The organism is Ancylobacter gelatini (assembly GCF_022601675.1).
Lineage (GTDB): Bacteria > Pseudomonadota > Alphaproteobacteria > Rhizobiales > Xanthobacteraceae > Ancylobacter > Ancylobacter gelatini.
The window spans coordinates 41,939-62,114 of sequence record NZ_JAKVIL010000003.1 but is presented as its reverse complement, the minus strand read 5'-3'; the positions used below and the strand labels follow the sequence as shown (position 1 = coordinate 62,114).

Here is a 20,176-nt window from a genome sequence, read left to right as displayed (position 1 = left end):
GGCAGCTTGCACCGCGTCATCAATTGCTAAAGCGCCACGGTCGTCGTGGTCGGGTCGTTCGAACCATGCCTTTGAGGAGGCTGACATGACCGCCACGCGACTTAAACCGATGTGTTGTCCCTGCTGCTGACGGCGCCCCGCCGTCCTTCGCTTTTGCCATGCAGCCCTGCCGGATCGATGCGCCTCGCGCGCCGCCGGCGACCGGGATAATCCGACATGACCGCTTTCGATTCCCATGCCGCCGGAGAACCGCGGCTCGCCGAGATTCTCGCCGATCCGCTGGTCGCGCTGGTGCTGAAGCGCGACCGGCTCGATCTCGACGACGTCGCGCGCACGCTGGCGCGCGAGCAGCGCCGCCTGCAGCGCGCCGCGCGTCGGCCCGGCACGCTCCACCTCGCAGCTTGAACGCCGTCAGGCTGCGTCGGCCCGCGCCGGCGCCTGCCCGGCGCGGATCGCCGCGATATTGGCGCGATAGCCCTCGATGCCGCCCAAGGCCTGTGTCTTGAAGACGGCGGAGCCCGCCACCAGCACGTCCGCCCCCGCCGCGACGCAGCGCGCGCCGGTCTGCGGATTGACCCCGCCGTCGATCTCCAGATGGATCGGCCGCGCACCGATCATGGCGCGCAGGCGCTCCACCTTGGGCAGCACGTCGGGAATGAAGGCCTGCCCGCCAAAGCCGGGATTGACGGTCATGGCGAGGATCAGGTCCACCTTGTCGAGCACATAGGCCACCGCGCTTTCCGGCGTCGCCGGGTTCAGCGCCACACCCGCCTTGCAGCCGAGCCCGCGAATGACCTGAAGACAACGGTCGAGATGGTCCGTCGCCTCGGCCTGCACGGTGATGATGTCGGCCCCCGCCTTGGCGAAGGCCTCGAGATAGGGCTCCACCGGCGAGATCATCAGATGCACGTCGAACACCTTGTCGGTGTGCGGGCGCATCGCCTTGATGACATCGGGGCCGAAGGTGATGTTCGGCACGAAATGCCCGTCCATCACGTCGAGATGGATCCAGTCCGCGCCCGCTGCCACGACGTCGCGCACCTCCTCGCCGAGGCGCGCGAAGTCGGAAGCCAGCATGGACGGGGCGATGAGGGGGGTGGTCATGGCGGTCTCCTGTCACGGTGCCGGCCTCTCACCCGTCGGGGAGAGGAAAGGGTCAACGAAGTGCCCTCACTTCAGCGGCGGGTAACTGTCGATGCCGCCGGAGAATACGCGGCTGGCGAGAATGTCGGCCGCCTCCAGCGTCACCAGCTCGTCGCGGCTCACTGGGCGCTCGCTGGCGAAAAGTCGGTTGGCCTGCCGCAGCCGCGCGCGGTCCAGCGCGTTGCGGATCGAGCGGCCATTGGCGAAATGCGGCTGCACCTTGCGCAGCTCGATATAGCGCGCGAACGCCGCTTCCGCCTCCGGGCTCATGACATAGCCCATGCCGTCCAGCAGCCGCCCGCCGATCGCCGCCAGCTCGTCCCCGGAATAATCCGGGAAGTCGATGTGATGCGCCACGCGCGAGCGGAAGCCGGGATTGGCGGTGAAGAAGCGCTCCATGCGGTCGCCATAGCCGGCGAGGATCACCACGAGGTCGTCGCGCTGGTTCTCCATCACCTGCAGCAGGATCTCGATCGCCTCCTGCCCGTAGTCGCGCTCATTCTCCGGACGATAGAGGTAGTAAGCCTCGTCGATGAACAGCACGCCGCCCATCGCCTTTTTGAGGATTTCCTTGGTCTTGGGCGCGGTGTGGCCGATGTACTGGCCGACCAGATCGTCGCGCGTCACGGTCACGAGATGGCCTTTGCGCACATAGCCGAGCTTGTGCAGGATTTCCGCCATGCGCAGCGCCACCGTGGTCTTCCCGGTGCCGGGATTGCCGGTGAAGCTCATATGCAGCGTCGGGCTGGAAGCCCCGAGCCCGAAGCGCGCGCGGGCACGGTCGACCAGCAGCAGCGCCGCGATCTCGCGCAGCCGGCTCTTCACCGGCGCGAGGCCCACGAGGTCGCGGTCCAGCTCGTCGAAGATGTCGGCGAGCCCCGAGCGGGCGAATTCGGCGCGGAAGTCGATGCGCTCGTCCGCGTCGGCCGGGCGCGGCTCGTCGGTGATGGCGTCCATGGTCGGGTTCCTTCACGCGAGGGAAGAAAAGGGCCGGCCCGGCGTGCGGTTCCGGGCCGGCCTGCCGCGGCGGGGGAGGAATGGGATCCACCGCGGGCGAGTTTGGTTGGGAAGCGTCGGCTTCCGATCAGTACCGCGCCCCCTCGGGGCGAAACTCAGTAGCGCGCCCCCTCGGGGCCAGGGCTCAGTAGCGCGCCCCCTCGGGGCGCATGGCGGCATAGGAGCGCGTGGTGTAGCGAATGGTGCGGCCGTCGACCTCCTGGCGCTCCAGCGCGAAGCCGGGCTCGTCCGCCGGGCGGTCGGTGAGGAAGGACAGGCGCAGCGATTCCCAGGTATGGGTGGAATCGAAGGCGCTGACGCGGATGTAGTTCCGCCCGCCATAGGCCTTGCGGCACTCGTTCAGCTCGAACATGACGCCGGCGGCGTCCTTCACGTCGAACATCGGCATGCCCCACATTTCCCAATAGGTGTTGCGGGGGTGCGGGTCGTCGGTGAACTCGATGTTCACCGCCCATCCCTTGTCGATGCAGTACTGGACCTGCCGGGCGATCTGCTCGTCGGTGAGGTCGGGCAGGAAGGAGAAGGCTCCCTGGGTGAGGCGCATGGTTTTGTCTCCTGAAAAGGGGGTCGGTTCCCCGCCGCCGTCGGCGCGCGATGACGGCGGGGCGGCAGAGGCGGGATCACTCCGCCGCGGCTCACTCGGCCGCGGTCACCTGCGGCACGAAGTCGGGCGTGTCGGTGGAGGTGTAGTTGAAGGTCACGTCCTTCCACACATCCAGCGCCTGGCGCAGCGGCAGGCAGTGGCGCGCCGCGGCCTTCAGGATTTCCGGGCCCTCATTGACGATGTCGCGGCCCTCGTTGCGGGCGAAGATCATCGCTTCCAGCGCGACACGGTTCGCGGTGGCGCCGGCCTGGATGCCCATCGGGTGGCCGATGGTGCCGCCGCCGAACTGCAGCACCACATCCTCGCCGAGCAGGTCGATGAGCTGGTGCATCTGGCCGGCATGAATGCCGCCGGAGGCCACCGGCATCAGCTTGCGGGTCGACGCCCAGGGCTGGTCGAAGAAGATGCCGTGGGCGAGGTTCTGCGGCACGAAATCCTCGCGGCACAGGTCGTAATAGCCCTTGGTGGTGTGGGGGTCGCCCTCCAGCTTGCCGACCACCGTGCCGGCATGGATATGGTCGACGCCGGCAAGGCGCATCCACTTGGTGATGACGCGGAACGACACGCCATGCGCCTTCTGCCGGGTGTAGGTCGAGTGGCCGGCGCGGTGCAGGTGCAGGATCATGTCGTTGCGGCGGCACCACTTGGCCATCGACTGGATCGCGGTATAGCCGATGATCAGGTCGATCATCACGATGCTGGAGCCGAGCTGCTTGGCGAATTCGGCGCGCTCGTACATGTCCTCCATGGTGCCGGCGGTGATGTTGAGGTAGGTGCCCTTCACCTCGCCGCTCGCGGCCTGCGCCCTGTTCACCGCCTCCATGCAGTAGAGGAAGCGGTCGCGCCAATGCATGAAGGGCTGCGAGTTGATGTTCTCGTCGTCCTTGGTGAAGTCGAGCCCGCCCTTCAGCGCCTCATAGACCACGCGGCCATAATTGCGGCCGGACAGGCCGAGCTTGGGCTTCACCGTCGCGCCCAGCAGCGGGCGGCCGAACTTGTCGAGCCGCTCGCGCTCCACCACGATGCCGGTGGCCGGGCCGTCGAAGGTCTTGATGTAGGCGACCGGCAGCCGCATGTCCTCGAGGCGCAGCGCCTTGAGCGGCTTGAAGCCGAACACGTTGCCGATGATCGAGGCCGAGAGGTTGGCGATCGAGCCCGGCTCGAACAGGTCGAGGTCATAGGCGATATAGGCGAACCACGACTCCGGGCTGTTGGGCACCGGGTCGACCCGGTAGCACTTGGCGCGGTACTTGTCGCAGGCGGTCAGCCGGTCGGTCCACACCACCGTCCATGTCGCCGTCGAGCTTTCCCCGGCGACCGCCGCCGAGGCCTCGATCGGGTCGACGCCGTCCTGCGGCGTGATGCGGAACACCGCGATCACGTCGGTGTCCTTCGGCTCGTAATCGGGCTGCCAGTAGCCCATCTTGCGGTATTCCATGACGCCGGCGCTGTAGCGGTCGCGCTTGGCTTCGGTCGGCACCTTTTCGATCGCGTTCATCGATCTCGCTCCGGTTGAATGTCGGGCATGGTTGTCCCGTTGACGCGCGACGGGGGCCGCACGCCTTGGCTGTTCGCCTGATCTTCCGTTCTGTCGCCGCCGCGCGCTGCCGCGCGGATCGGCGCGTTATTCCGCCGCCACCCGCACGCCGCCGATCACCGGATCGAGCGCGCCCGAGGCATAGCGCTTGGCCATCGCCGCGAGCGGCAGGACCTTGATCTTCGAGGCCTGCCCGGCGGTGCCGAACAGTTCGAAACGTTCCCGGCACAGATCGCGCATCGCGTCCATGGCGGGTTTCAGGAACTTGCGCGGGTCGAATTCGGATGTCGAACCCACCGCCACCTTGCGGAACTGCGCGGTCATGGCGAGCCGGCAGTCGGTATCGATATTGACCTTGCGCACGCCGTGGCGGATGCCGCGCACGATCTCCTCCACCGGCACGCCCCAGGTCTGGGGCATCTCCCCGCCGCTCGCGTTGAACAGGTCCTGCAGGGCCTGCGGCACCGAGGAGGAGCCGTGCATCACCAGATGGATGTTCGGCAGCCGGCGGTGAATTTCCTCGATCACGTTCATGGCGAGGATGTCGCCATCCGGCTTGCGCGAGAATTTATAGGCGCCGTGCGAGGTGCCCATGGCGATGGCGAGCGCGTCGACCTTGGTGGCGGCGACGAACTCGACCGCCTGGTCGGGATCGGTGAGCAACTGGTCGTGGCTGAGCGCGCCTTCCGCGCCGTGCCCGTCCTCCTGCTCCCCGGCCCCGCTCTCCAGCGAGCCGAGCACGCCCAGTTCGCCCTCGACCGAGGCGCCGACCCAGTGCGCGGCATCCACCACGCGGCGGGTGATGGCGACGTTGTAGTCGTAGTCCGCCGGGGTCTTGGCGTCCTCCTTCAGCGAGCCGTCCATCATCACCGAGGTGAAGCCGTGCTGGATCGCCGAGAGGCAGGTCGCCTCGTTGTTTCCGTGGTCCTGATGCATGCAGATCGGGATGGCGGGGTACATCTCGGTCAGCGCGTCGATCATCCGCGAGAGCATGATGTCGCCGGCATAGGAGCGCGCACCGCGGCTCGCCTGCATGATGACCGGGGCATCGACCGCGATGGCGGCCTCCATGATCGCGATGCCCTGCTCCATATTGTTGATGTTGAAGGCGGGGACGCCATAGCCCTGCTCGGCCGCGTGGTCGAGAAGCTGGCGAAGGGTGATACGGGCCATGTTCTCTCTCCTCAGGCGCAGGTCAGGATGTCGCAGGCGGCATCGACCACCGCCTCGGCGGTGATGCCGAAATGCGCGTAGAGTTCGGGGGCGGGCGCCGAGGCGCCGAAGCCGGTCATGCCGACGAAGGCACCCCGCTCGCCGATCCAGCGGTCCCAGCCGAGCCGCGCGGCCGCCTCGATGGCGATGCGCGGCGCCTTGCCGAGCACGCCGGCGCGGTACTCCGGGCTCTGCTGCTCGAACAGTTCCCAGCACGGCATCGACACCACCGCCGCCTCGACCCCGCGCGCGGCCAGCATGTCGGCCGCCTTCAGCGCGATCTCGACCTCCGAGCCGGTGGCCAGCAGCGTCACGTCGCGCCAGCGCGTCGGCTTCCTGATCACATAGGCGCCGCGGGCGGTGAGGTTGTCTTCGGTGTAGTCGGCACGCAGCGTCGGCAGGTTCTGCCGCGACAGCGCCAGCACCGAGGGCGTGTTCTCGGCATGCAGCGCCACCTGCCAGGCTTCCAGCGTCTCCACCGCGTCGGCGGGGCGGAACACGTAGAGGTTCGGCGTCGCCCGCAGCATGGCGAGGTGCTCGACCGGCTGGTGCGTCGGCCCGTCCTCGCCGAGCCCGATGGAATCATGGGTCAGCACATAGATGGTGCGCAGTCCCATCAGCGCGGAGAGCCGCATGCCGCCGCGCATATAGTCGGAGAACACCAGGAAGGTGCCGCCATAGGGGATGAAGCCGCCATGCAGCGCGAGCCCGTTCATCACCGCGCTCATCGCGTGCTCGCGAATGCCGTAATGGATGTAGCGGCCGGCATATTTGCACGGCGCGATCGAGCCCAGCCCCTTGGTCAGCGTCAGGTTGGAATGGGCGAGGTCCGCCGAGCCGCCGATGGTCAGGTCGGTCGCCGCGTTGATCACGGTGAGCGCCATCTCCGAGGCCTTGCGGGTCGCGACCTTCGGCGCCTCCTCAATCAGCAGCCGCTTATAGGCGTCCAGCGTCTCGTCGAACGCGGCCGGCAGCTCGCCGGAAATCGCCGCCTCGAAGGCGCCGCGCTGCTCGCTGCTGGCCAGCCGCGCCTGCCAGGCCTCGCGCGCCTGCCGGCCGCGATCGGCGATCTTGGTGAAGGCGGCGCGCACGCCGGCCGGCACCTCGAAGGGCGGGTGATGCCAGCCGAGGAACTCGCGGGCCGCCGCGATCTCTTCCGCCCCGAGCGGCGCGCCGTGCACGCCTTCGGTGCCCGACTTGTTGGGCGCGCCATAGCCGATGGTGGTGCGGCAGGCGATCAGCGAGGGCTTCTTGGTGTTGCGCGCCTTGGCGATGGCGTCGATCAGCGTGTGGTGGGCGTGGCCGTCGGCGCGGTGCACGTCCCATCCCGCCGCCTCGAAGCGCGCGAGCTGGTCGGTCGAGGTCGACAGCGAGGTCGGCCCGTCGATCGAGATGCCGTTATCGTCCCACAGCACGATCAGCTTGCCGAGCTTGAGATGCCCGGCGAGGTCGATCGCCTCGTGGGAGATGCCCTCCATCAGGCAGCCGTCGCCGGCGATCACATAAGTGTAGTGGTCCACCAGATCGTCGCCGAAACGCGCATTCAGCATGCGCTCGGCCAGCGCCATGCCGACCGCCGTGGTCAGCCCCTGCCCGAGCGGGCCGGTGGTGGTCTCGACGCCCAGCGCATGGCCATATTCCGGGTGGCCGGCGGTGGTGGCGCCGAACTGGCGGAAGTTCTTGAGCTGGTCGATGCCCATGTCCTCGAAGCCCAGCAGGTGATGCAGCCCATAGAGCAGCATCGAGCCATGGCCGGCGGAGAGGATGAAGCGGTCGCGGTCGGCCCAGCGCGGGCGGGTCGGGTCGATCTTCATGAAGCGGGTGAACAGCACCGTCGCGACGTCGGCCATGCCCATCGGCATGCCCGGATGGCCGGACTTCGCCTTCTCCACGGCGTCCATGGCGAGGGCGCGCAGCGCATTGGCCATGTCGTCATAGGGAATTTCGGTCGCGCCCTCATAGGGGCAGATCACCGGAACGGCGGTCTTGGTCAGCATGTCTTCCTCCCGGCTCATGCGGCGCGGCGCTTCTTGTCGACGAGGTTGAGGATCATCGGCGTGAGAATGAGCTGCATCGCGATGTCGAGCTTGCCGCCCGGAATGACGATGGAGTTGGCGCGGCTCATCCAGCTGCCCTGGATCATCGAGAGCAGATAGGGAAAGTCGATCCCGCGCGGGTTCATGAAGCGGATGACCACGATGGATTCGTCCGCCGTCGGTATCCAGCGCGCGATGAACGGGTTGGAGGTGTCCACCGTCGGCACGCGCTGGAAGTTGATGTCGGTGTGGGTGAACTGCGGGCAGATGTAGTTCACGTAATCGGGCATGCGCCGCAGGATGGTGTCGGTCACCGCCTCGGTGGAATAGCCGCGATGGGCGCGGTCGCGGTGGATCTTCTGGATCCACTCCAGATTGATCACCGGCACCACGCCGATCTTGAGATCGGCATAGCGCGCGACATCGATATTGCCGCTCACCACCGCGCCATGCAGCCCCTCGTAGAACAGCAGGTCGGTCGGGGTCGGGATCGGCTCCCATTCGGTGAAGGTGCCGGGCGCGCCGCCATATTCGGCGGCTTCCTTGTCGTCATGCACATAGTGCCGAACCTTGCCGCTGCCGGTCTGGGAGTAGGAGCGGAACGTCTCCTCCAGCTCCTCGAACAGGTTCGAATCGGGTCCGAAATGGCTGTAATGATTGTTCCCGCGCGCGGACTCGTCCGCCATCATCGCGCGCATCTGCACACGGTCGTAGCGGTGGAAGGCGTCGCCCTCGATATAGGCGGCGGTCACGTTCTCGCGGCGGAAGATCTGCTCGAAGATGCGCCGCACCGAGGTGGTGCCCGCGCCCGAGGAGCCGGTGACGGAAATGATCGGGTGATGGATCGACATGGCCCCTCTCCCTTACGCGCGCAGCAGGCCGCGCCGGCCGAACAGCGGCGAGCGCTCCGGCATGGCGGATGAATCGAGCTGATAGCGCGCGATGCGCTCGACCTCGCCGCGAGAGCCGAACACCAGAGGCACGCGCTGGTGCAGGTGGGTCGGCTGGAGGCTGAGGATCGGCCGGCGCCCGTCGGTGGCCGCTGCTCCGGCCTGCTCCATCAGGAACGCCACCGGGTTGGCCTCGTAGACCAGCCGCAGCCGGCCCTGCTGATAGCCCTTGCGGGCGTCGCCGGGATAGAGATAGACGCCGCCGCGCGCGAGGATGCGATAGGCATCCGCGACCATGGACGCGATCCAGCGCGTGTTGAAATCCTTGGCACGCGGGCCGTCGGCCCCCGCCTGGCAATCCTCGACATAGTAGCGGATCGAGGTGTCCCAGTGCCGGGCATTGGACGCGTTGATGGCATATTCCGCCGTCTCCGGCGACACGCTTGCGGCCGGCTGCGCCAGCACGAAGCGGCGGGAGCCGCGCTCCAGCAGGAAGATCTGCGTGCCCTCGCCCAGCGTGAGCACCAGCGCGACCTGCGGCCCGTAGATCAGGAAGCCGGCGGCGAGCTGGTTCAGCCCCGGCTGCAGCAGCGAGTCCGGCCCGATATGGGGCAGGATCGAGAAAATCGTGCCGATCGAGGCATTGCTGTCGATGTTCGAGGACCCGTCGAGCGGATCGACCGCGACCGCCAGCAGGCCGTCGGGATTCAGCCAGTACGGCTCCTCCGCCTCCTCGGAGCCGAGCAGGGCGACCGGCGCGCCATTGAGCGCCTCGCGCACCATGGTGTCGGCGATGACGTCGAGTTCCTTCTGGCTGTCGCCATCCTCGTGATAGCCGCGGACGGCGGCCATGGCGCCTGCCAGCGGCCCGGCCGCGATCAGTTCGGAAATCGCGATGCCGGCCTCGGTCAGGGCCAGCACGCTCGCCCCCACCGCCCCGCGCAGGGGGTCGGCTCCGGCCCACCCCGAAAGGTGGTCCTGCAATGTCGTGTGATTCATGGCGTTTCCCCAGTTTTTATAGGTTCTTTGACCCTGTGGCGTGTCGTTTCCGTTTGGCCTTCGAGTGGGGACCCGAAGCGGCGGACGCCTTTTATTGAGCTGACAGTGCCTGAGTTGTACGACTAAGGAAATTCGAATATTCTTTTTCTCTCATTCAATTTATCTGAAGAAGCACTTTCCATGCGTAATGCCACGCTCAAGCAGCTCCGCGCCGTCGCCGCCGTGGTCGAGACCGGCACCGTGACCGCCGCCGCCAAGCGGCTCAACGTCACCCCGCCGGCCGTCACCATGCAGGTCCAGCTTCTGGAGGAGATGCTCGGCGTGCCGCTACTGGAGCGCACCGGCGAGCGCTTCCACCCCAGCGCCGCCGGGCGCGAGGTGCTGGCGGCGGTGTCGCGCATCGAGCACGCGCTCGGCGATTGCAGCGCCGCGCTCGACGCGATGAAGGGGTTGAACGCCGGGCGGGTGACGGTCGGCATCGTCTCCACCGCCAAATATTTCGCGCCCAACGCGCTCGGCGCCTTCGCCCGCACCCATCCCGGCATCGAGGTCGCGCTGCTGGTCGGCAATCGCGAGGAGATGATCACGGCGCTGCGCGGCGACGTCATCGATGTCGCGATCATGGGCCGCCCGCCCATGGACATGACGGTCGAGCAGCATCTGCTGGGGCCCCACCCCCATGTGATGATCGCGCCGGTCGATCATCCCCTGCTCGGCCGGCGCGTGTCGCCTTTGGCGCTGGCGGGCATGAAGTTCCTGGTGCGCGAGCCCGGCTCGGGCACGCGCGGGCTGATGGAGCGGTTCTTTCAGGGCGCGGGCATCGAGCCGCGCATCGCCATGGAGATCGGCTCCAACGAGACCATCAAGCAGGCGGTGATGGCCGGGCTCGGCCTGTCCTTCATTTCCGCGCACACCGTGGCGGCCGAGATCGCCGACGGCCGGCTGGCGATCCTCGATGTCGAGGGCCTGCCGGTGGTGCGGCAATGGTATGTGGTCAAGCGCTCGGCCAAGCGGCTTACCCCGCCGGCGGAGGCGATCGCGGAGTTCCTCGGCCGGCGCGGCTCGGAATTCCTGCCGGACGTGCCGGTGCCCGGCCGCTTCGACGCCAGCGACGATGGCGACGAATAGCCGGCTATCAAGACCCTAGAGGAAGGCCGTCGCCAGCGCCGGCGACCCTTCCAGCGCGTGCGCCATATATTCGAGCGCGCCGCGCACCTTCTGCCGGTCCACCGGCCCGCCCAGGCACACCCGCGCGGCTTCCGGCGGCGCGCCGTCGACGGTGAACACGTCGCTCGCCACCACGCCGATGCCGGTGGACTGCATGTGCCCGACAAAGGCCGAGCGCGTCCACGGCGCGGGCAGTTCGACCCAGAGGTTGAAGCTCATCGGATCGGCGCGGAAGCTGCCGGCCGGCAATATGTCCGCCGCCAGCCTCTGGCGCGCGGCGGTCTCGGCGCGGATGAAGCGCAGCAGCGTGTCGGCGGTGCCGTCCTCGATCCAGCGCGTCGCCAGCGCCACGGTCAGCGGCGAGGCCATGACGCTCGCGGCGCGCAGCGCGGCGGCGAAGGGCCATCCGCTGCGCGCTTCCGGCACCACGACATAGGCGGTGCGCAGTCCCGCCCCGATGCATTTCGCCAGCCCCGCGACGTGCCAGGTCAGGTCCGGAGCGATGGCGGCGAGCGGGGGCACGCCATGGGCGGGGATGAAGCCATAGGCGTCGTCCTCGATGATCGGCACGTTGAAGCGCCGCGCGACATTGGCGATCGCCGCCCGGCGCGGTTCGGGAATGGTCAGCGTGGTCGGGTTCTGCAGCGTCGGGTTGAGGTACAGCGCCTTGGGCGCGCCGGCCCGGCAGGCCTCCGCGAAGGCGTCGGGGTCGATGCCGTCGCCATCCATCGGCAGGCCCACCAGCTTCAGCCCGAGCTGGGCGGCGATGGAGCGGATGCCGGGATAGGTGATGGCCTCGCACAGCACGGTGTCGCCCGGCCGCGCCAGCAGCGTGAGGATGCCGAGCAGGGCGGGATGGGCGCCGGGCGTGACGAAGATGCGCTCCTGCGCGGGCACCAGCGCGCGGCGGCTCAGCCAGGCGGAGGCGGCGTCCTTGTCGGCCGGCGAACCGCCGAAGCCCTGATAGCGCAGCAGCGCCACCAGGTCGCGCCCGACCTCGGCCAGCCCGTCCTGCATGCGCTCGATCAGGGCCGGATCGTCCGGCTCGGGCGGCAGGTTCATCGAGAGGTCGACGATTTCCGCGCGCGCGGGCGAAGAGGAGGCGTGGCCGGCCCGTCGCGCCGGCTTCGGGGTGCCGGTCACGAAGGTGCCCTGCCCGACCCGGCTTTCCACCAGCCCGCGCTTCTGCGCCTCGACATAGCCGCGCGCCACCGTGGTGAAGTCGACGCCGATCCGCTCCGCCAGCCGGCGCTGCGGCGGCAGCCGGTCGCCGAGCGTGAGCCGGCCGGCCCTGATGTCCTCTTCCATCAGGTCGGCGATGGCGAGGTAGCGCGGCTTGTCGGAAAGGGTGAGGTCGGGTGTCCAGTCGGCCATGGCGTCACGTGTCGCTAGCAGGGGCGTCGGCGGTATCGGGCAGCAGTCGATAGAATTGTATGTATAATGTTGCATCGCCCGCTTGTCACCTGTGGCGCGCCGCTTGCTTGGAACTTCCCACAGTTCCGAAAACGCCGTCCGGCACGGCAGCTTGCTCGATTTCCGTGCAGAGGCAGGGTTTGCCTGCCGTCGGCTACGCATTTCTGCTTAGTTTGGATGCAGAATCGGCTCCAAATTTGACTACATTATCGACTGTACAATGATTGGATATTGATGCCTCATATTAGCAGTCAATGACGGCATTGACTGCATGCACACGGTGCGTGCCGATCCAGCGATCCCATCCCTGAGGAGACCGCCATGCCCGCCGTTACCGCCCCCGCCCACCAGAAGGGTGACTACCTCGTCGATTACGAGGAAAAGAAGTTCGAGGACGTCAAGGCCGCTCCCGGCGAGAAGGCCCTCGTCACCTTCCACACCGTCGCCTTCGAGGGCTCGATCGGGCTGGTCAACCTGCTGCAGGCCTCGCGCCTGATCCAGAAGGGCTTCGAGACCTCCGTGCTGCTCTACGGCCCCGGCGTCACGCTCGGCGTGCAGCGCGGCTTCCCCAAGCTCGGCGACGAGGCGTTCCCCGGCCACCTCAACTTCAACAACCGCATCGAGAAGATCATGGCCGATGGCGGCAAGGTCTATTGCTGCCGCTTCGCGCTTCAGGCGCTCTATGGCCATGGCGAGGGCTCGCTGATCCCCGGCATCATCCCGATCAGCCCGCTCGACGTGCTCGATATCGTGCTGCTGCACCGCCGCGACAACGCGTTCATCCTCGACACCTGGACGCTCTGACGGCCGGCCACTCGGAAGGGAGGCCGCCATGGCCGACAATACTGCCAAGCGCATCGACACGGCCAAGCGCATCGTCCGCGCCGCCGCCGTCCAGATCGCCCCCGATCTCGACAGCCTGGAAGGCACGCTCACCCGCGTGCTCGCCGCGCTCGACGAGGCGGCGGGCAAGGGCGCCGGCCTGGTGGCCTTCCCCGAGACCTTCGTCCCCTGGTATCCCTATTTCTCCTTCGTCTACCCTCCGGTTCTCACCGGCGGGGAGCATCTGCGGCTCTATGACAACGCCGTCGTGGTGCCCGGCCCGGTGACGGAGGCGGTCGCCGCGAGCGCCCGCCGGCTCGGCGTGGTGGTGGTGCTGGGCGTCAACGAGCGCGACCACGGCTCGCTCTACAACACCCAGCTCGTCTTCGACGCCGACGGCTCGCTGAAGCTGAAGCGCCGCAAGATCACCCCGACCTTCCATGAGCGGATGATCTGGGGCCAGGGCGACGGCGCCGGCCTCAAGGTGGTCGACACAAGCGTCGGCCGCGTCGGCGCGCTGGCCTGCTGGGAGCATTACAACCCGCTCGCCCGCTACGCGCTGATGGCGCAGCACGAGGAAATCCACATCGCGCAGTTTCCCGGCTCGCTGGTCGGGCCGATCTTCGCCGATCAGATCGAGGTGACGATCCGCCACCACGCGCTGGAGAGCGGCTGCTTCGTGGTCAATTCCACCGGCTGGCTCACCGAGGAACAGATCGCCCGCATCTCGCCCGACGAGAGGCTGCGCAAGGCTCTCACCGGCGGCTGCATGACCGCGATCATCTCGCCCGAAGGCAGCCATGTCGTGCCCCCGCTCACCTCCGGCGAAGGCATCCTCATCGCCGATCTCGACCTGTCCCTCATCACCAAGCGCAAGCGGATGATGGATTCGGTCGGCCATTACGCCCGCCCGGAACTGCTCAGCCTGAACCTCGACAACCGCCCGACCGCGCCAATGCGTGCCGTGGAGACCTTCCCCATTTTTGCCGGGAGCGACCTCGATGAAACCGATGGACCTGACCAGCGAGATTCAGCCGCTGCCGACGGAACGGCTGATCAACGAATTGCAGTCCTACGGGGTAAGGCTGGTTGATCCGCGCGCCGGCGCCGACAGCCGGCGCGGCGGGGCAGGCCCTTCCGACCACAAGGCGATGACCATTGACGGCATGACCGTCATGGTGCCCGTCCACACCGCCCCGGCCTTCGAGAGCCCCTATCTGGTCGAGGCGCCCGATGCCTATGGTCGCTCCCGCATCAGTCGCGAGGGGCTGGTGCTGGGCGAGGTCTCGTTCCCGCAGCAGCCGAAATTCTATCGCCTGACCACCGCCGACGGCATTCCCTATTCCAAGATCGCGGTGCTGCACGGGCGCGACGTGCTGGCGACCACCGTGCTGCAAAGCTGCATCCGCTACCAGAGCCGCACCAAGACCTGCCAGTTCTGCGCCATAGGCCAGTCGCTGGCGGCCGGGCGCACCATCGAGCGCAAGACCCCGGCCCAGCTCGCGGAAGTCGCCAAGGCGGCCGTCGAACTCGACGGCGTCAAGCACATGGTCATGACCACCGGCACCCCTCCGGGCAAGGATCGCGGCGCGGCGATCCTCACCGAGAGCGCGCAGGCGATCAAGGCGGCGGTGAACCTCCCCATTCAGGCGCAGTGCGAGCCGCCGGACGACGATGCGTGGTTCGCCCGCATGCGCGAGGCCGGCGTCGATGCGCTCGGCATGCATCTGGAAGCCGTCACCGAATCCGTCCGCCACAGGATCATGCCGGGCAAGGCGCAGGTCTCGGTGGCGCGCTATTTCACCGCCTTCGAGGCGGCGGTCGCCGTGTTCGGGCGCGGGCAGGTCTCGACCTATATCCTCGCCGGGCTGGGCGACACGCGCGAAGAAATCCTCGACATCTGCCGTCGCCTCACAGCGATTGGCGTCTATCCCTTCGTGGTGCCGTTCGTGCCAATCACCGGCACGCCGCTGGAAAGCCACCCGACGCCCTCGCCGGCCTTCATGCATTCCATCCTCGGCCCGCTCTCCGGCATGCTGATCGCCACGGGTCTCAAGGCCATCGACGTCAAGGCCGGCTGCGCCAAATGCGGCGCCTGCTCGGCGCTCTCCACCTATGAGCGGCAGAACGCCGGCGCGAGGGCCTGCTCATGATGTTCGAGCCCGTCCGCCCGTTCCGCGCCTGCGCCTTCACCGTCAAATACGCCACCGCCCCGTGGGAGCGGACTGGCGCCGCGCGCCTGCGCCGCGCCGTGTTCTGCGAGGAGCAGGGGCTTTTCGAAGGCGACGACCGCGACGCGATCGACGACATCGCCACCCCGATCGTCGCCCTCTCCATGCTCGGCGTCGCGGCCGACGAGGTGGTGGGCACGGTACGCATTCACGAGGAAAGCCCCGGCCTGTGGTGGGGCTCGCGCCTCGCCGTGGCGGGCGACTACCGCACCGCGGGCGCGCTTGGCGCGGCACTGATCCGCATGGCGGTCTCCTCCGCCCATGCGCGCGGCTGCACGCGGTTCCTCGCCAACGTCCAGCGCCAGAACGGCCCGCTTTTCCGCCGCCTGCACTGGAACATCGTCGACGAATTCGAGCTGCACGGCCTGCCCCATCTGCGGATGCAGGCGGACCTTGCTTATTACCCCCCGATCTTCGATGCCGAGACCGGCTTCCACACCCATGCGCGCAGCAACCATGCGCGCAGCGACGCGACCCGGAGGGCGGCATGATGCAGGGCCCCTTCGACATCCCCGCCCTCGCCCGCATGCTGCGCGAAGGTCGCGGACTGGCCGCCAAGGCCGACATCGCCACCGCCACCGCCCGGCTCGGCCTCTCCGGCCAGAGCACGGTACCGGTGGGCGACGATTGCGCGGCGATCCCGGACGGCGACGGCTACCTGCTGTTCGCCATCGAAGGCTTCATGAACGAGTTCGTGGCCGGCGATCCGTGGTTCGCCGGCTGGTGCGGGGCGATGGTCAACATCTCCGACATCGCCGCCATGGGCGGTCGCCCGCTCGCCGTGGTCGACGCGGTGTGGGCCGATGGCGAGGACAAGGCCGCCCCGGTGCTGGACGGCCTGCGCGCCGCCTGCGAACGTTTCGGCGTCCCCCTCGTCGGCGGCCACACCAATATCCGGGCCGATCGCGGCCAGCTCTCGGTCGCCATTCTCGGCCGCGCGAAGAACCTGCTCACCTCCTTCGACGCCCGCCCCGGCGAGCGGCTGGTCGCCGCCATCGATCTGCGCGGACGCTACCGCGAGCCGTTCTCCAACTGGGAGGCGGCCACCGACGCTCCCGGCGAGCGGCTGCGGGGCGACCTTGAGCTGCTGCCGCGCATCGCCGAGGCCGGCCTGTCGCGCGCGGCCAAGGATATTTCCCAGGCCGGCATCGTCGGCACCGCCGCCATGCTGGCGGAAGGCTCCGGCGTCGGCCTCGCCATCGACCTCGCCGCCATACCCGCGCCCGAGGGCGTCGACCCCGCGCGCTGGCTCACCACCTTCCCGAGTTTCGGCTACCTGCTCTCGGTCCGTCCCGATCACGTCGGCGCGGTGACCGCGCTGTTCGCCGAACGCGGCATCGCGGCCGCCGATATCGGCGCGATAACCGCCGATCGGCGGGTCAATGTGGCCGATCGGCGGGTCACGGAGCTGGTCTGGGACCTCGCCGCCCGACCGCTGATCGGTTGCGGCCCCGCGATGGCCGGGAACGAGGAGGCAGCGGCATGAACAGGCTGCGCATCGCCCTCCTCACCCACTCCACCAACCCCCGCGGCGGCGTGGTCCACGCGCTGGAATTCGCCGAGGCGCTGACCGATCTCGGCCACGAGGCCGTGGTCCACGCTCCCGATCCCAAAGGCGCCGGCTTCTTCCGTCCCGCCCGCTGCGGCGTGATGAGCGTCGAGGCCGCGCCGTTCTCCGGCGACACCACCCAGATGGTCGAGACCCGGATCGCGGATTACGTCCGCCATTTCGAGCGCCCCGGAAATCGCCGCTTCGACGTGTTCCACGCCCAGGACGGCATCTCCGGCAATGCGTTGGCAACGTTGAAGAATCGCGGACTGGTCGCGCGTTTTGCCCGCACCGTGCATCACATAGACGACTTCTCCTGCGCCCGGCTCTCCGCGCTCCAGCACCGCGCCATCGTGGAAGCCGACGCCCATTTCACCGTCAGCCGCATGTGGCAGGCCGAGCTCGGCAAGCGCTATGCGCTGTCCCCGATCGTGGTCGGCAATGGCGTCGATGTCGCCCGCTTCTCGCCCCAGCGCGACGGCAGCGAGGCCCCCCTGCGCACCCGCCTGGGCCTCGGCCCGGGGCCGGTGATTCTCAGCGTCGGCGGCATCGAGGCGCGCAAGAACACGCTGCGGCTGCTGGAGGCTTTCGCCCAGCTCCATGCCGTGAGCCCGCAGGCACAGCTCGTCATCGCCGGCGGCGCCACCGTGCTCGATCACGGTTCCTACCGGGCGGAATTTTCCGCCCGCCTCACCGAGCTGGGCCTTCCGGGCCACGCCGTCATCGAGACCGGCCCGCTGGCACAGGACGACATGCCCACGCTGTACCGTCTCGCCGATCTTCTTGCTTTTCCCTCGATAAAAGAAGGCTTTGGCCTTGTCGTGCTGGAGGCGATGGCAAGCGGGGTGCCGGTCATGGTCTCCCACATCGCGCCCTTCACCGAGCACCTCTCGGACGATGATGTCGTGTGGTGCGACCCGTTCCATGCCGGCTCCATAGCCAATGCCATGGCGACCGCGCTGACCCCGGCACTGGCCGCGCGGCTGAAACATCGGGGCCCGCTCAAAGCGAGCCGCCACGACTGGGCCGACACCGCCCGCGCCCATGTCGCCACCTATGCCCGGCTGCGGGAGAACGCGCATGCCTGAGATGATCTTCCATATCCGCTGGCCGGACGGCACGCCCGAGCGCTGCTATTCGCCCTCTCTCGTCATCAAGGATTATCTAACGCCCGGAGAGAGTTACGGGCTCGACGACTTCCTCGTGCGCAGCCGCACCGCGCTCGGCATCGCCAGCGCGCGCGTCGAGGCGCGCTACGGCCACCCCTGTTCGCTCGCGCTCGCCCAGCTCGCCCGCATAGAGGCGACGGCGAAGCGCTTCTCAAACGCACCCGAACCTCGCGTGACCGTCGAAGCCTTCGACGCGTGAACGCCGGAGACACCCCATGACCGCCTCAAGCACCGCCCCGTCCCCGCATTTGCCCGTTCTCATCATCGGCGGCGGGCAGGCAGGGCTTTCCACCAGCTATCACCTCCGGCAGCGCGGCATCGATCATCTGGTGCTGGAGAAGCACCGGGCCATGCACGCCTGGTCGACCCAGCGCTGGGATAATTTCTGCCTCGTGACGCCGAACTGGCAGTGCGACCTTCCGGGCCATCCCTATCCGGGCAGCGATCCCGACGGCTTCATGAAGAAGGATGAGATCCTCGCCTATCTCGCCGGCTTCCGCGCGGCCGTGGCGCCGCCGATCCGCGAGGGCGTCAGCGTCACCCGCGTCGCACGACGTCCGCAGGGCGGGTTCGAGGTCGCGACCTCGGATGGCAGTTACACCGCCGACAAGGTGGTGGTCGCCTCCGGCGGCTATCACCAGCCCGTGGTACCGCGCATGGCCGAGCGGCTGCCGGCCTCGATCGCCCAGATCCATTCCGCGCAGTACCGCAATGCCGAGCAACTGCCCGAAGGCGCGGTGCTGGTGGTGGGCTCCGGCCAGTCCGGCGCGCAGATCGCCGAGGACCTGCACCTCGCCGGCCGCAAGGTCCATCTCGCGGTGGGCAACGCCCCGCGCTGCGCCCGTTTCTATCGGGGGCGCGACGTTGTCACCTGGCTGGCGGACATGGGCTATTACGACATGCCGGTCGACGAGCACCCGCTGCGCGAGGGCGTGCGCGACAATACCAACCATTACGTCACCGGCCGCGACGGCGGGCGCGACATCGACCTGCGCAAATTCGCGCGCGAGGGCATGGAGCTCTACGGCGTGCTGCGCGACTATGACGGGCAGGAGCTGATCTTCGACAGCAACCTTACAAAGGCGCTGGACGACGCCGACCGCACCTATAACGGTATCAACGCCGCCATCGACAAGCACATCGCCGAGAACGGCATCGAGGCTCCTCCGCCCTCGGTCTATGAGCCGGTGTGGCGGCCGGAAGGCGAGCGCCCGCGCCTGACGCTGGAGGGCTCGGGGATTTCGGCGGTCATCTGGTGCATCGGCTTCCAGCCGGATTTCCGCTGGCTCGACGCTCCCGTCTTCAACGGCGGCGGCCACCCCGTGCACAAGCGCGGCGTGACCGGCGTGGAGGGCGTCTATTTCATCGGGCTGCCCTGGCTGCACACCTGGGGCTCCGGTCGCTTCGGCAGCGTGGGGCGCGACGCCGCCTTCATCGTCGAGCACATGGCGGAAAGGCTGGAGCGGCCCGTCCCGCTTCAGGCCGCCGGCTGAAGGAGCGCGGAATGAACCTCGCCGTCTCTCCACGGGATCTGACGATGCGCTGTGACCCGCCGGAGACGTTCGGGGCGCCGCTCATTCTCGGCATGCCGCATCTCAGCCTCGGCGGCTTGTCCGAAACCTGGCTGATGAAAGAGTTGGGGCATCGCCACTGGCAGATGCTCGCGAGCCTGGCCGGGCGGGCGGTGCCGGACTTCCGCGACGCTGACGGCGCGCCGGTCTATGCCGCGTTCTGCGCCGCGAGCCTGTGTGACGCCGCACTGGATACACTCAGCGAGCATGACCGGCTGACCATCGCCTCGTCGCTGGTGCGCGCCTCGCGTACCCAGTTCGTCAGCCGCCACGAACTGACCAGCAGCGGGCGGCCGGTGGGACGGATGGAGCTGTGCTCGGTCTTCGTCAAGCGTGCGGTGCCGGGGCGCAACCGCTCGGCGGCGCGGCTGTCGCTCGACCTGTTCCCGGAGCCGGCGCGGGTCGAGCCGGCCGACACCGCCGCGCTCGCCGCCCGGATGCGTGCGGGCAACTGGGACCGCCATTTCGGTTTTCTGCGCGCCGACGCGGATGCGGCGGTCCCCACCCGCCGCCTCGTGATACGTCCCTGCCCGCGGCAGGATTTCAACGGAGCAGAATTCCTCTACTTCGCCTCGTTCCAGGCCCTCGTCGACCGTGCGGAGTGGGAACTGCTCGGCGAAGCGGCACAGGCCATGCCCACGCTGGCGCGCGACATCGTGTTCTACGGCAATATCGAGATCGGTGAGCGCATCGCCATCGACGTCCTCGCGGTGCACGAGGCACCGGGACGCTTTGCCCACTGGTGCCGGATCAGCCGGATGGCCGATGGCGAGCGCCTCGCCGACGTGTTCACGCGCAAGGGCACCGCCGACTGAC

The 20,176-nt window shown here is 68.3% G+C and carries 20 protein-coding genes; 11 read left to right on the top strand and 9 right to left on the bottom strand.

Features of this window, described 5'->3' with window-relative positions; all coding sequences use genetic code 11:
* The first annotated feature begins 216 nt into the window (after positions 1 to 216).
* Positions 217 to 405 carry a hypothetical protein gene (locus MKI84_RS06460; protein WP_241617695.1) on the top strand — a complete coding sequence of 63 codons (189 nt, stop codon included), beginning with the start codon at positions 217 to 219 and terminating at the stop codon, positions 403 to 405.
* Positions 406 to 411: 6 nt separating this feature from the next.
* Here MKI84_RS06460 and rpe read toward each other — a convergent pair whose 3' ends face one another.
* The 8 genes from rpe to MKI84_RS06420 all read right to left on the bottom strand — a co-directional run bounded on the left by rpe (position 412) and on the right by MKI84_RS06420 (position 9,438).
* Positions 412 to 1,104, bottom strand: a complete 693-nt coding sequence (gene rpe, locus MKI84_RS06455) for a ribulose-phosphate 3-epimerase (RefSeq protein ID WP_241617692.1) — start codon at positions 1,102 to 1,104, stop codon at positions 412 to 414.
* Positions 1,105 to 1,170: 66 nt separating this feature from the next.
* Complete coding sequence (cbbX, locus tag MKI84_RS06450; protein WP_241617690.1) at positions 1,171 to 2,100, bottom strand: CbbX protein; 930 nt, start codon at positions 2,098 to 2,100, stop codon at positions 1,171 to 1,173.
* A gap of 184 nt (positions 2,101 to 2,284) precedes the next feature.
* Entirely contained in the window at positions 2,285 to 2,704 is a 420-nt protein-coding gene (locus tag MKI84_RS06445) for a ribulose bisphosphate carboxylase small subunit (protein ID WP_241617688.1), read from the bottom strand.
* Between the two features lie 91 nt (positions 2,705 to 2,795).
* A complete protein-coding gene (locus MKI84_RS06440) occupies positions 2,796 to 4,262 on the bottom strand; it encodes a form I ribulose bisphosphate carboxylase large subunit (RefSeq protein WP_241617686.1) in 1,467 nt (488 codons plus the stop codon).
* Between the two features lie 126 nt (positions 4,263 to 4,388).
* Entirely contained in the window at positions 4,389 to 5,474 is a 1,086-nt protein-coding gene (gene fba, locus MKI84_RS06435; RefSeq protein WP_241617684.1) for a class II fructose-bisphosphate aldolase, read from the bottom strand.
* Between the two features lie 11 nt (positions 5,475 to 5,485).
* Positions 5,486 to 7,441 carry a transketolase gene (tkt, locus tag MKI84_RS06430; RefSeq protein ID WP_241618367.1) on the bottom strand — a complete coding sequence of 652 codons (1,956 nt, stop codon included), beginning with the start codon at positions 7,439 to 7,441 and terminating at the stop codon, positions 5,486 to 5,488.
* Between the two features lie 83 nt (positions 7,442 to 7,524).
* Positions 7,525 to 8,400 carry a phosphoribulokinase gene (locus MKI84_RS06425; RefSeq protein ID WP_241617682.1) on the bottom strand — a complete coding sequence of 292 codons (876 nt, stop codon included), beginning with the start codon at positions 8,398 to 8,400 and terminating at the stop codon, positions 7,525 to 7,527.
* 12 nt (positions 8,401 to 8,412) lie between these two features.
* The gene (locus MKI84_RS06420) at positions 8,413 to 9,438 is read right to left on the bottom strand and encodes a class 1 fructose-bisphosphatase (RefSeq protein WP_241617680.1); all 1,026 of its coding nucleotides are present in this window, start codon (positions 9,436 to 9,438) and stop codon (positions 8,413 to 8,415) included.
* A gap of 180 nt (positions 9,439 to 9,618) precedes the next feature.
* Between MKI84_RS06420 and MKI84_RS06415 the strand changes: the two genes are divergently transcribed.
* Positions 9,619 to 10,566 (top strand): LysR family transcriptional regulator, encoded by a 948-nt coding sequence (locus tag MKI84_RS06415; RefSeq protein ID WP_241617678.1) that lies wholly within the window; start codon positions 9,619 to 9,621, stop codon positions 10,564 to 10,566.
* A gap of 15 nt (positions 10,567 to 10,581) precedes the next feature.
* Here MKI84_RS06415 and MKI84_RS06410 read toward each other — a convergent pair whose 3' ends face one another.
* A complete protein-coding gene (locus tag MKI84_RS06410) occupies positions 10,582 to 11,979 on the bottom strand; it encodes an aminotransferase-like domain-containing protein (protein WP_241617676.1) in 1,398 nt (465 codons plus the stop codon).
* A gap of 360 nt (positions 11,980 to 12,339) precedes the next feature.
* Here MKI84_RS06410 and MKI84_RS06405 point away from each other — a divergent pair, with 360 nt between their 5' ends.
* From MKI84_RS06405 to MKI84_RS06365, 9 genes are read left to right on the top strand one after another with little or no spacing between them, the layout of a single operon-like run.
* Positions 12,340 to 12,822: an MSMEG_0572/Sll0783 family nitrogen starvation response protein gene (locus MKI84_RS06405; RefSeq protein ID WP_241617673.1), complete on the top strand. Its 483-nt coding sequence runs from the start codon at positions 12,340 to 12,342 to the stop codon at positions 12,820 to 12,822.
* Positions 12,823 to 12,850: 28 nt separating this feature from the next.
* Positions 12,851 to 13,933: a Nit6803 family nitrilase gene (locus MKI84_RS06400; RefSeq protein WP_241617671.1), complete on the top strand. Its 1,083-nt coding sequence runs from the start codon at positions 12,851 to 12,853 to the stop codon at positions 13,931 to 13,933.
* Positions 13,851 to 14,993 (top strand): MSMEG_0568 family radical SAM protein, encoded by a 1,143-nt coding sequence (locus MKI84_RS06395; protein WP_241618365.1) that lies wholly within the window; start codon positions 13,851 to 13,853, stop codon positions 14,991 to 14,993. The genes MKI84_RS06400 and MKI84_RS06395 overlap by 83 nt, the downstream gene beginning before the upstream one ends.
* Positions 14,990 to 15,562, top strand: coding sequence for an MSMEG_0567/Sll0786 family nitrogen starvation N-acetyltransferase (locus MKI84_RS06390; protein ID WP_241617669.1), 573 nt, complete (start codon positions 14,990 to 14,992; stop codon positions 15,560 to 15,562). Before MKI84_RS06395 ends, MKI84_RS06390 begins: the two co-directional genes overlap by 4 nt.
* On the top strand, positions 15,559 to 16,557 hold the full coding sequence (locus tag MKI84_RS06385; RefSeq protein ID WP_241617667.1) for a sll0787 family AIR synthase-like protein: 999 nt from the start codon (positions 15,559 to 15,561) through the stop codon (positions 16,555 to 16,557). Before MKI84_RS06390 ends, MKI84_RS06385 begins: the two co-directional genes overlap by 4 nt.
* Positions 16,554 to 17,708: an MSMEG_0565 family glycosyltransferase gene (locus tag MKI84_RS06380; protein ID WP_241617665.1), complete on the top strand. Its 1,155-nt coding sequence runs from the start codon at positions 16,554 to 16,556 to the stop codon at positions 17,706 to 17,708. The genes MKI84_RS06385 and MKI84_RS06380 overlap by 4 nt, the downstream gene beginning before the upstream one ends.
* Positions 17,701 to 17,988, top strand: a complete 288-nt coding sequence (locus MKI84_RS06375; protein ID WP_241617663.1) for an MSMEG_0570 family nitrogen starvation response protein — start codon at positions 17,701 to 17,703, stop codon at positions 17,986 to 17,988. The genes MKI84_RS06380 and MKI84_RS06375 overlap by 8 nt, the downstream gene beginning before the upstream one ends.
* A 16-nt stretch (positions 17,989 to 18,004) precedes the next feature.
* The gene (locus tag MKI84_RS06370; protein WP_241617661.1) at positions 18,005 to 19,282 is read left to right on the top strand and encodes an MSMEG_0569 family flavin-dependent oxidoreductase; all 1,278 of its coding nucleotides are present in this window, start codon (positions 18,005 to 18,007) and stop codon (positions 19,280 to 19,282) included.
* Between the two features lie 11 nt (positions 19,283 to 19,293).
* Positions 19,294 to 20,175, top strand: a complete 882-nt coding sequence (locus MKI84_RS06365) for a Pnap_2097 family protein (protein WP_241617658.1) — start codon at positions 19,294 to 19,296, stop codon at positions 20,173 to 20,175.
* The last annotated feature ends 1 nt before the right edge of the window (position 20,176 follow it).

Coding starts and splice junctions, on each gene's coding strand:
- MKI84_RS06460 (WP_241617695.1), top strand. CDS start 217: ATGACCGCTTTCGATTCCCATGCCGCCGGAGAACCGCGGCTCGCCGAG.
- rpe (WP_241617692.1), bottom strand. CDS start 1,104: ATGACCACCCCCCTCATCGCCCCGTCCATGCTGGCTTCCGACTTCGCG.
- cbbX (WP_241617690.1), bottom strand. CDS start 2,100: ATGGACGCCATCACCGACGAGCCGCGCCCGGCCGACGCGGACGAGCGC.
- MKI84_RS06445 (WP_241617688.1), bottom strand. CDS start 2,704: ATGCGCCTCACCCAGGGAGCCTTCTCCTTCCTGCCCGACCTCACCGAC.
- MKI84_RS06440 (WP_241617686.1), bottom strand. CDS start 4,262: ATGAACGCGATCGAAAAGGTGCCGACCGAAGCCAAGCGCGACCGCTAC.
- fba (WP_241617684.1), bottom strand. CDS start 5,474: ATGGCCCGTATCACCCTTCGCCAGCTTCTCGACCACGCGGCCGAGCAG.
- tkt (WP_241618367.1), bottom strand. CDS start 7,441: ATGGCCAATGCGCTGCGCGCCCTCGCCATGGACGCCGTGGAGAAGGCG.
- MKI84_RS06425 (WP_241617682.1), bottom strand. CDS start 8,400: ATGTCGATCCATCACCCGATCATTTCCGTCACCGGCTCCTCGGGCGCG.
- MKI84_RS06420 (WP_241617680.1), bottom strand. CDS start 9,438: ATGAATCACACGACATTGCAGGACCACCTTTCGGGGTGGGCCGGAGCC.
- MKI84_RS06415 (WP_241617678.1), top strand. CDS start 9,619: ATGCGTAATGCCACGCTCAAGCAGCTCCGCGCCGTCGCCGCCGTGGTC.
- MKI84_RS06410 (WP_241617676.1), bottom strand. CDS start 11,979: ATGGCCGACTGGACACCCGACCTCACCCTTTCCGACAAGCCGCGCTAC.
- MKI84_RS06405 (WP_241617673.1), top strand. CDS start 12,340: ATGCCCGCCGTTACCGCCCCCGCCCACCAGAAGGGTGACTACCTCGTC.
- MKI84_RS06400 (WP_241617671.1), top strand. CDS start 12,851: ATGGCCGACAATACTGCCAAGCGCATCGACACGGCCAAGCGCATCGTC.
- MKI84_RS06395 (WP_241618365.1), top strand. CDS start 13,851: ATGGACCTGACCAGCGAGATTCAGCCGCTGCCGACGGAACGGCTGATC.
- MKI84_RS06390 (WP_241617669.1), top strand. CDS start 14,990: ATGATGTTCGAGCCCGTCCGCCCGTTCCGCGCCTGCGCCTTCACCGTC.
- MKI84_RS06385 (WP_241617667.1), top strand. CDS start 15,559: ATGATGCAGGGCCCCTTCGACATCCCCGCCCTCGCCCGCATGCTGCGC.
- MKI84_RS06380 (WP_241617665.1), top strand. CDS start 16,554: ATGAACAGGCTGCGCATCGCCCTCCTCACCCACTCCACCAACCCCCGC.
- MKI84_RS06375 (WP_241617663.1), top strand. CDS start 17,701: ATGCCTGAGATGATCTTCCATATCCGCTGGCCGGACGGCACGCCCGAG.
- MKI84_RS06370 (WP_241617661.1), top strand. CDS start 18,005: ATGACCGCCTCAAGCACCGCCCCGTCCCCGCATTTGCCCGTTCTCATC.
- MKI84_RS06365 (WP_241617658.1), top strand. CDS start 19,294: ATGAACCTCGCCGTCTCTCCACGGGATCTGACGATGCGCTGTGACCCG.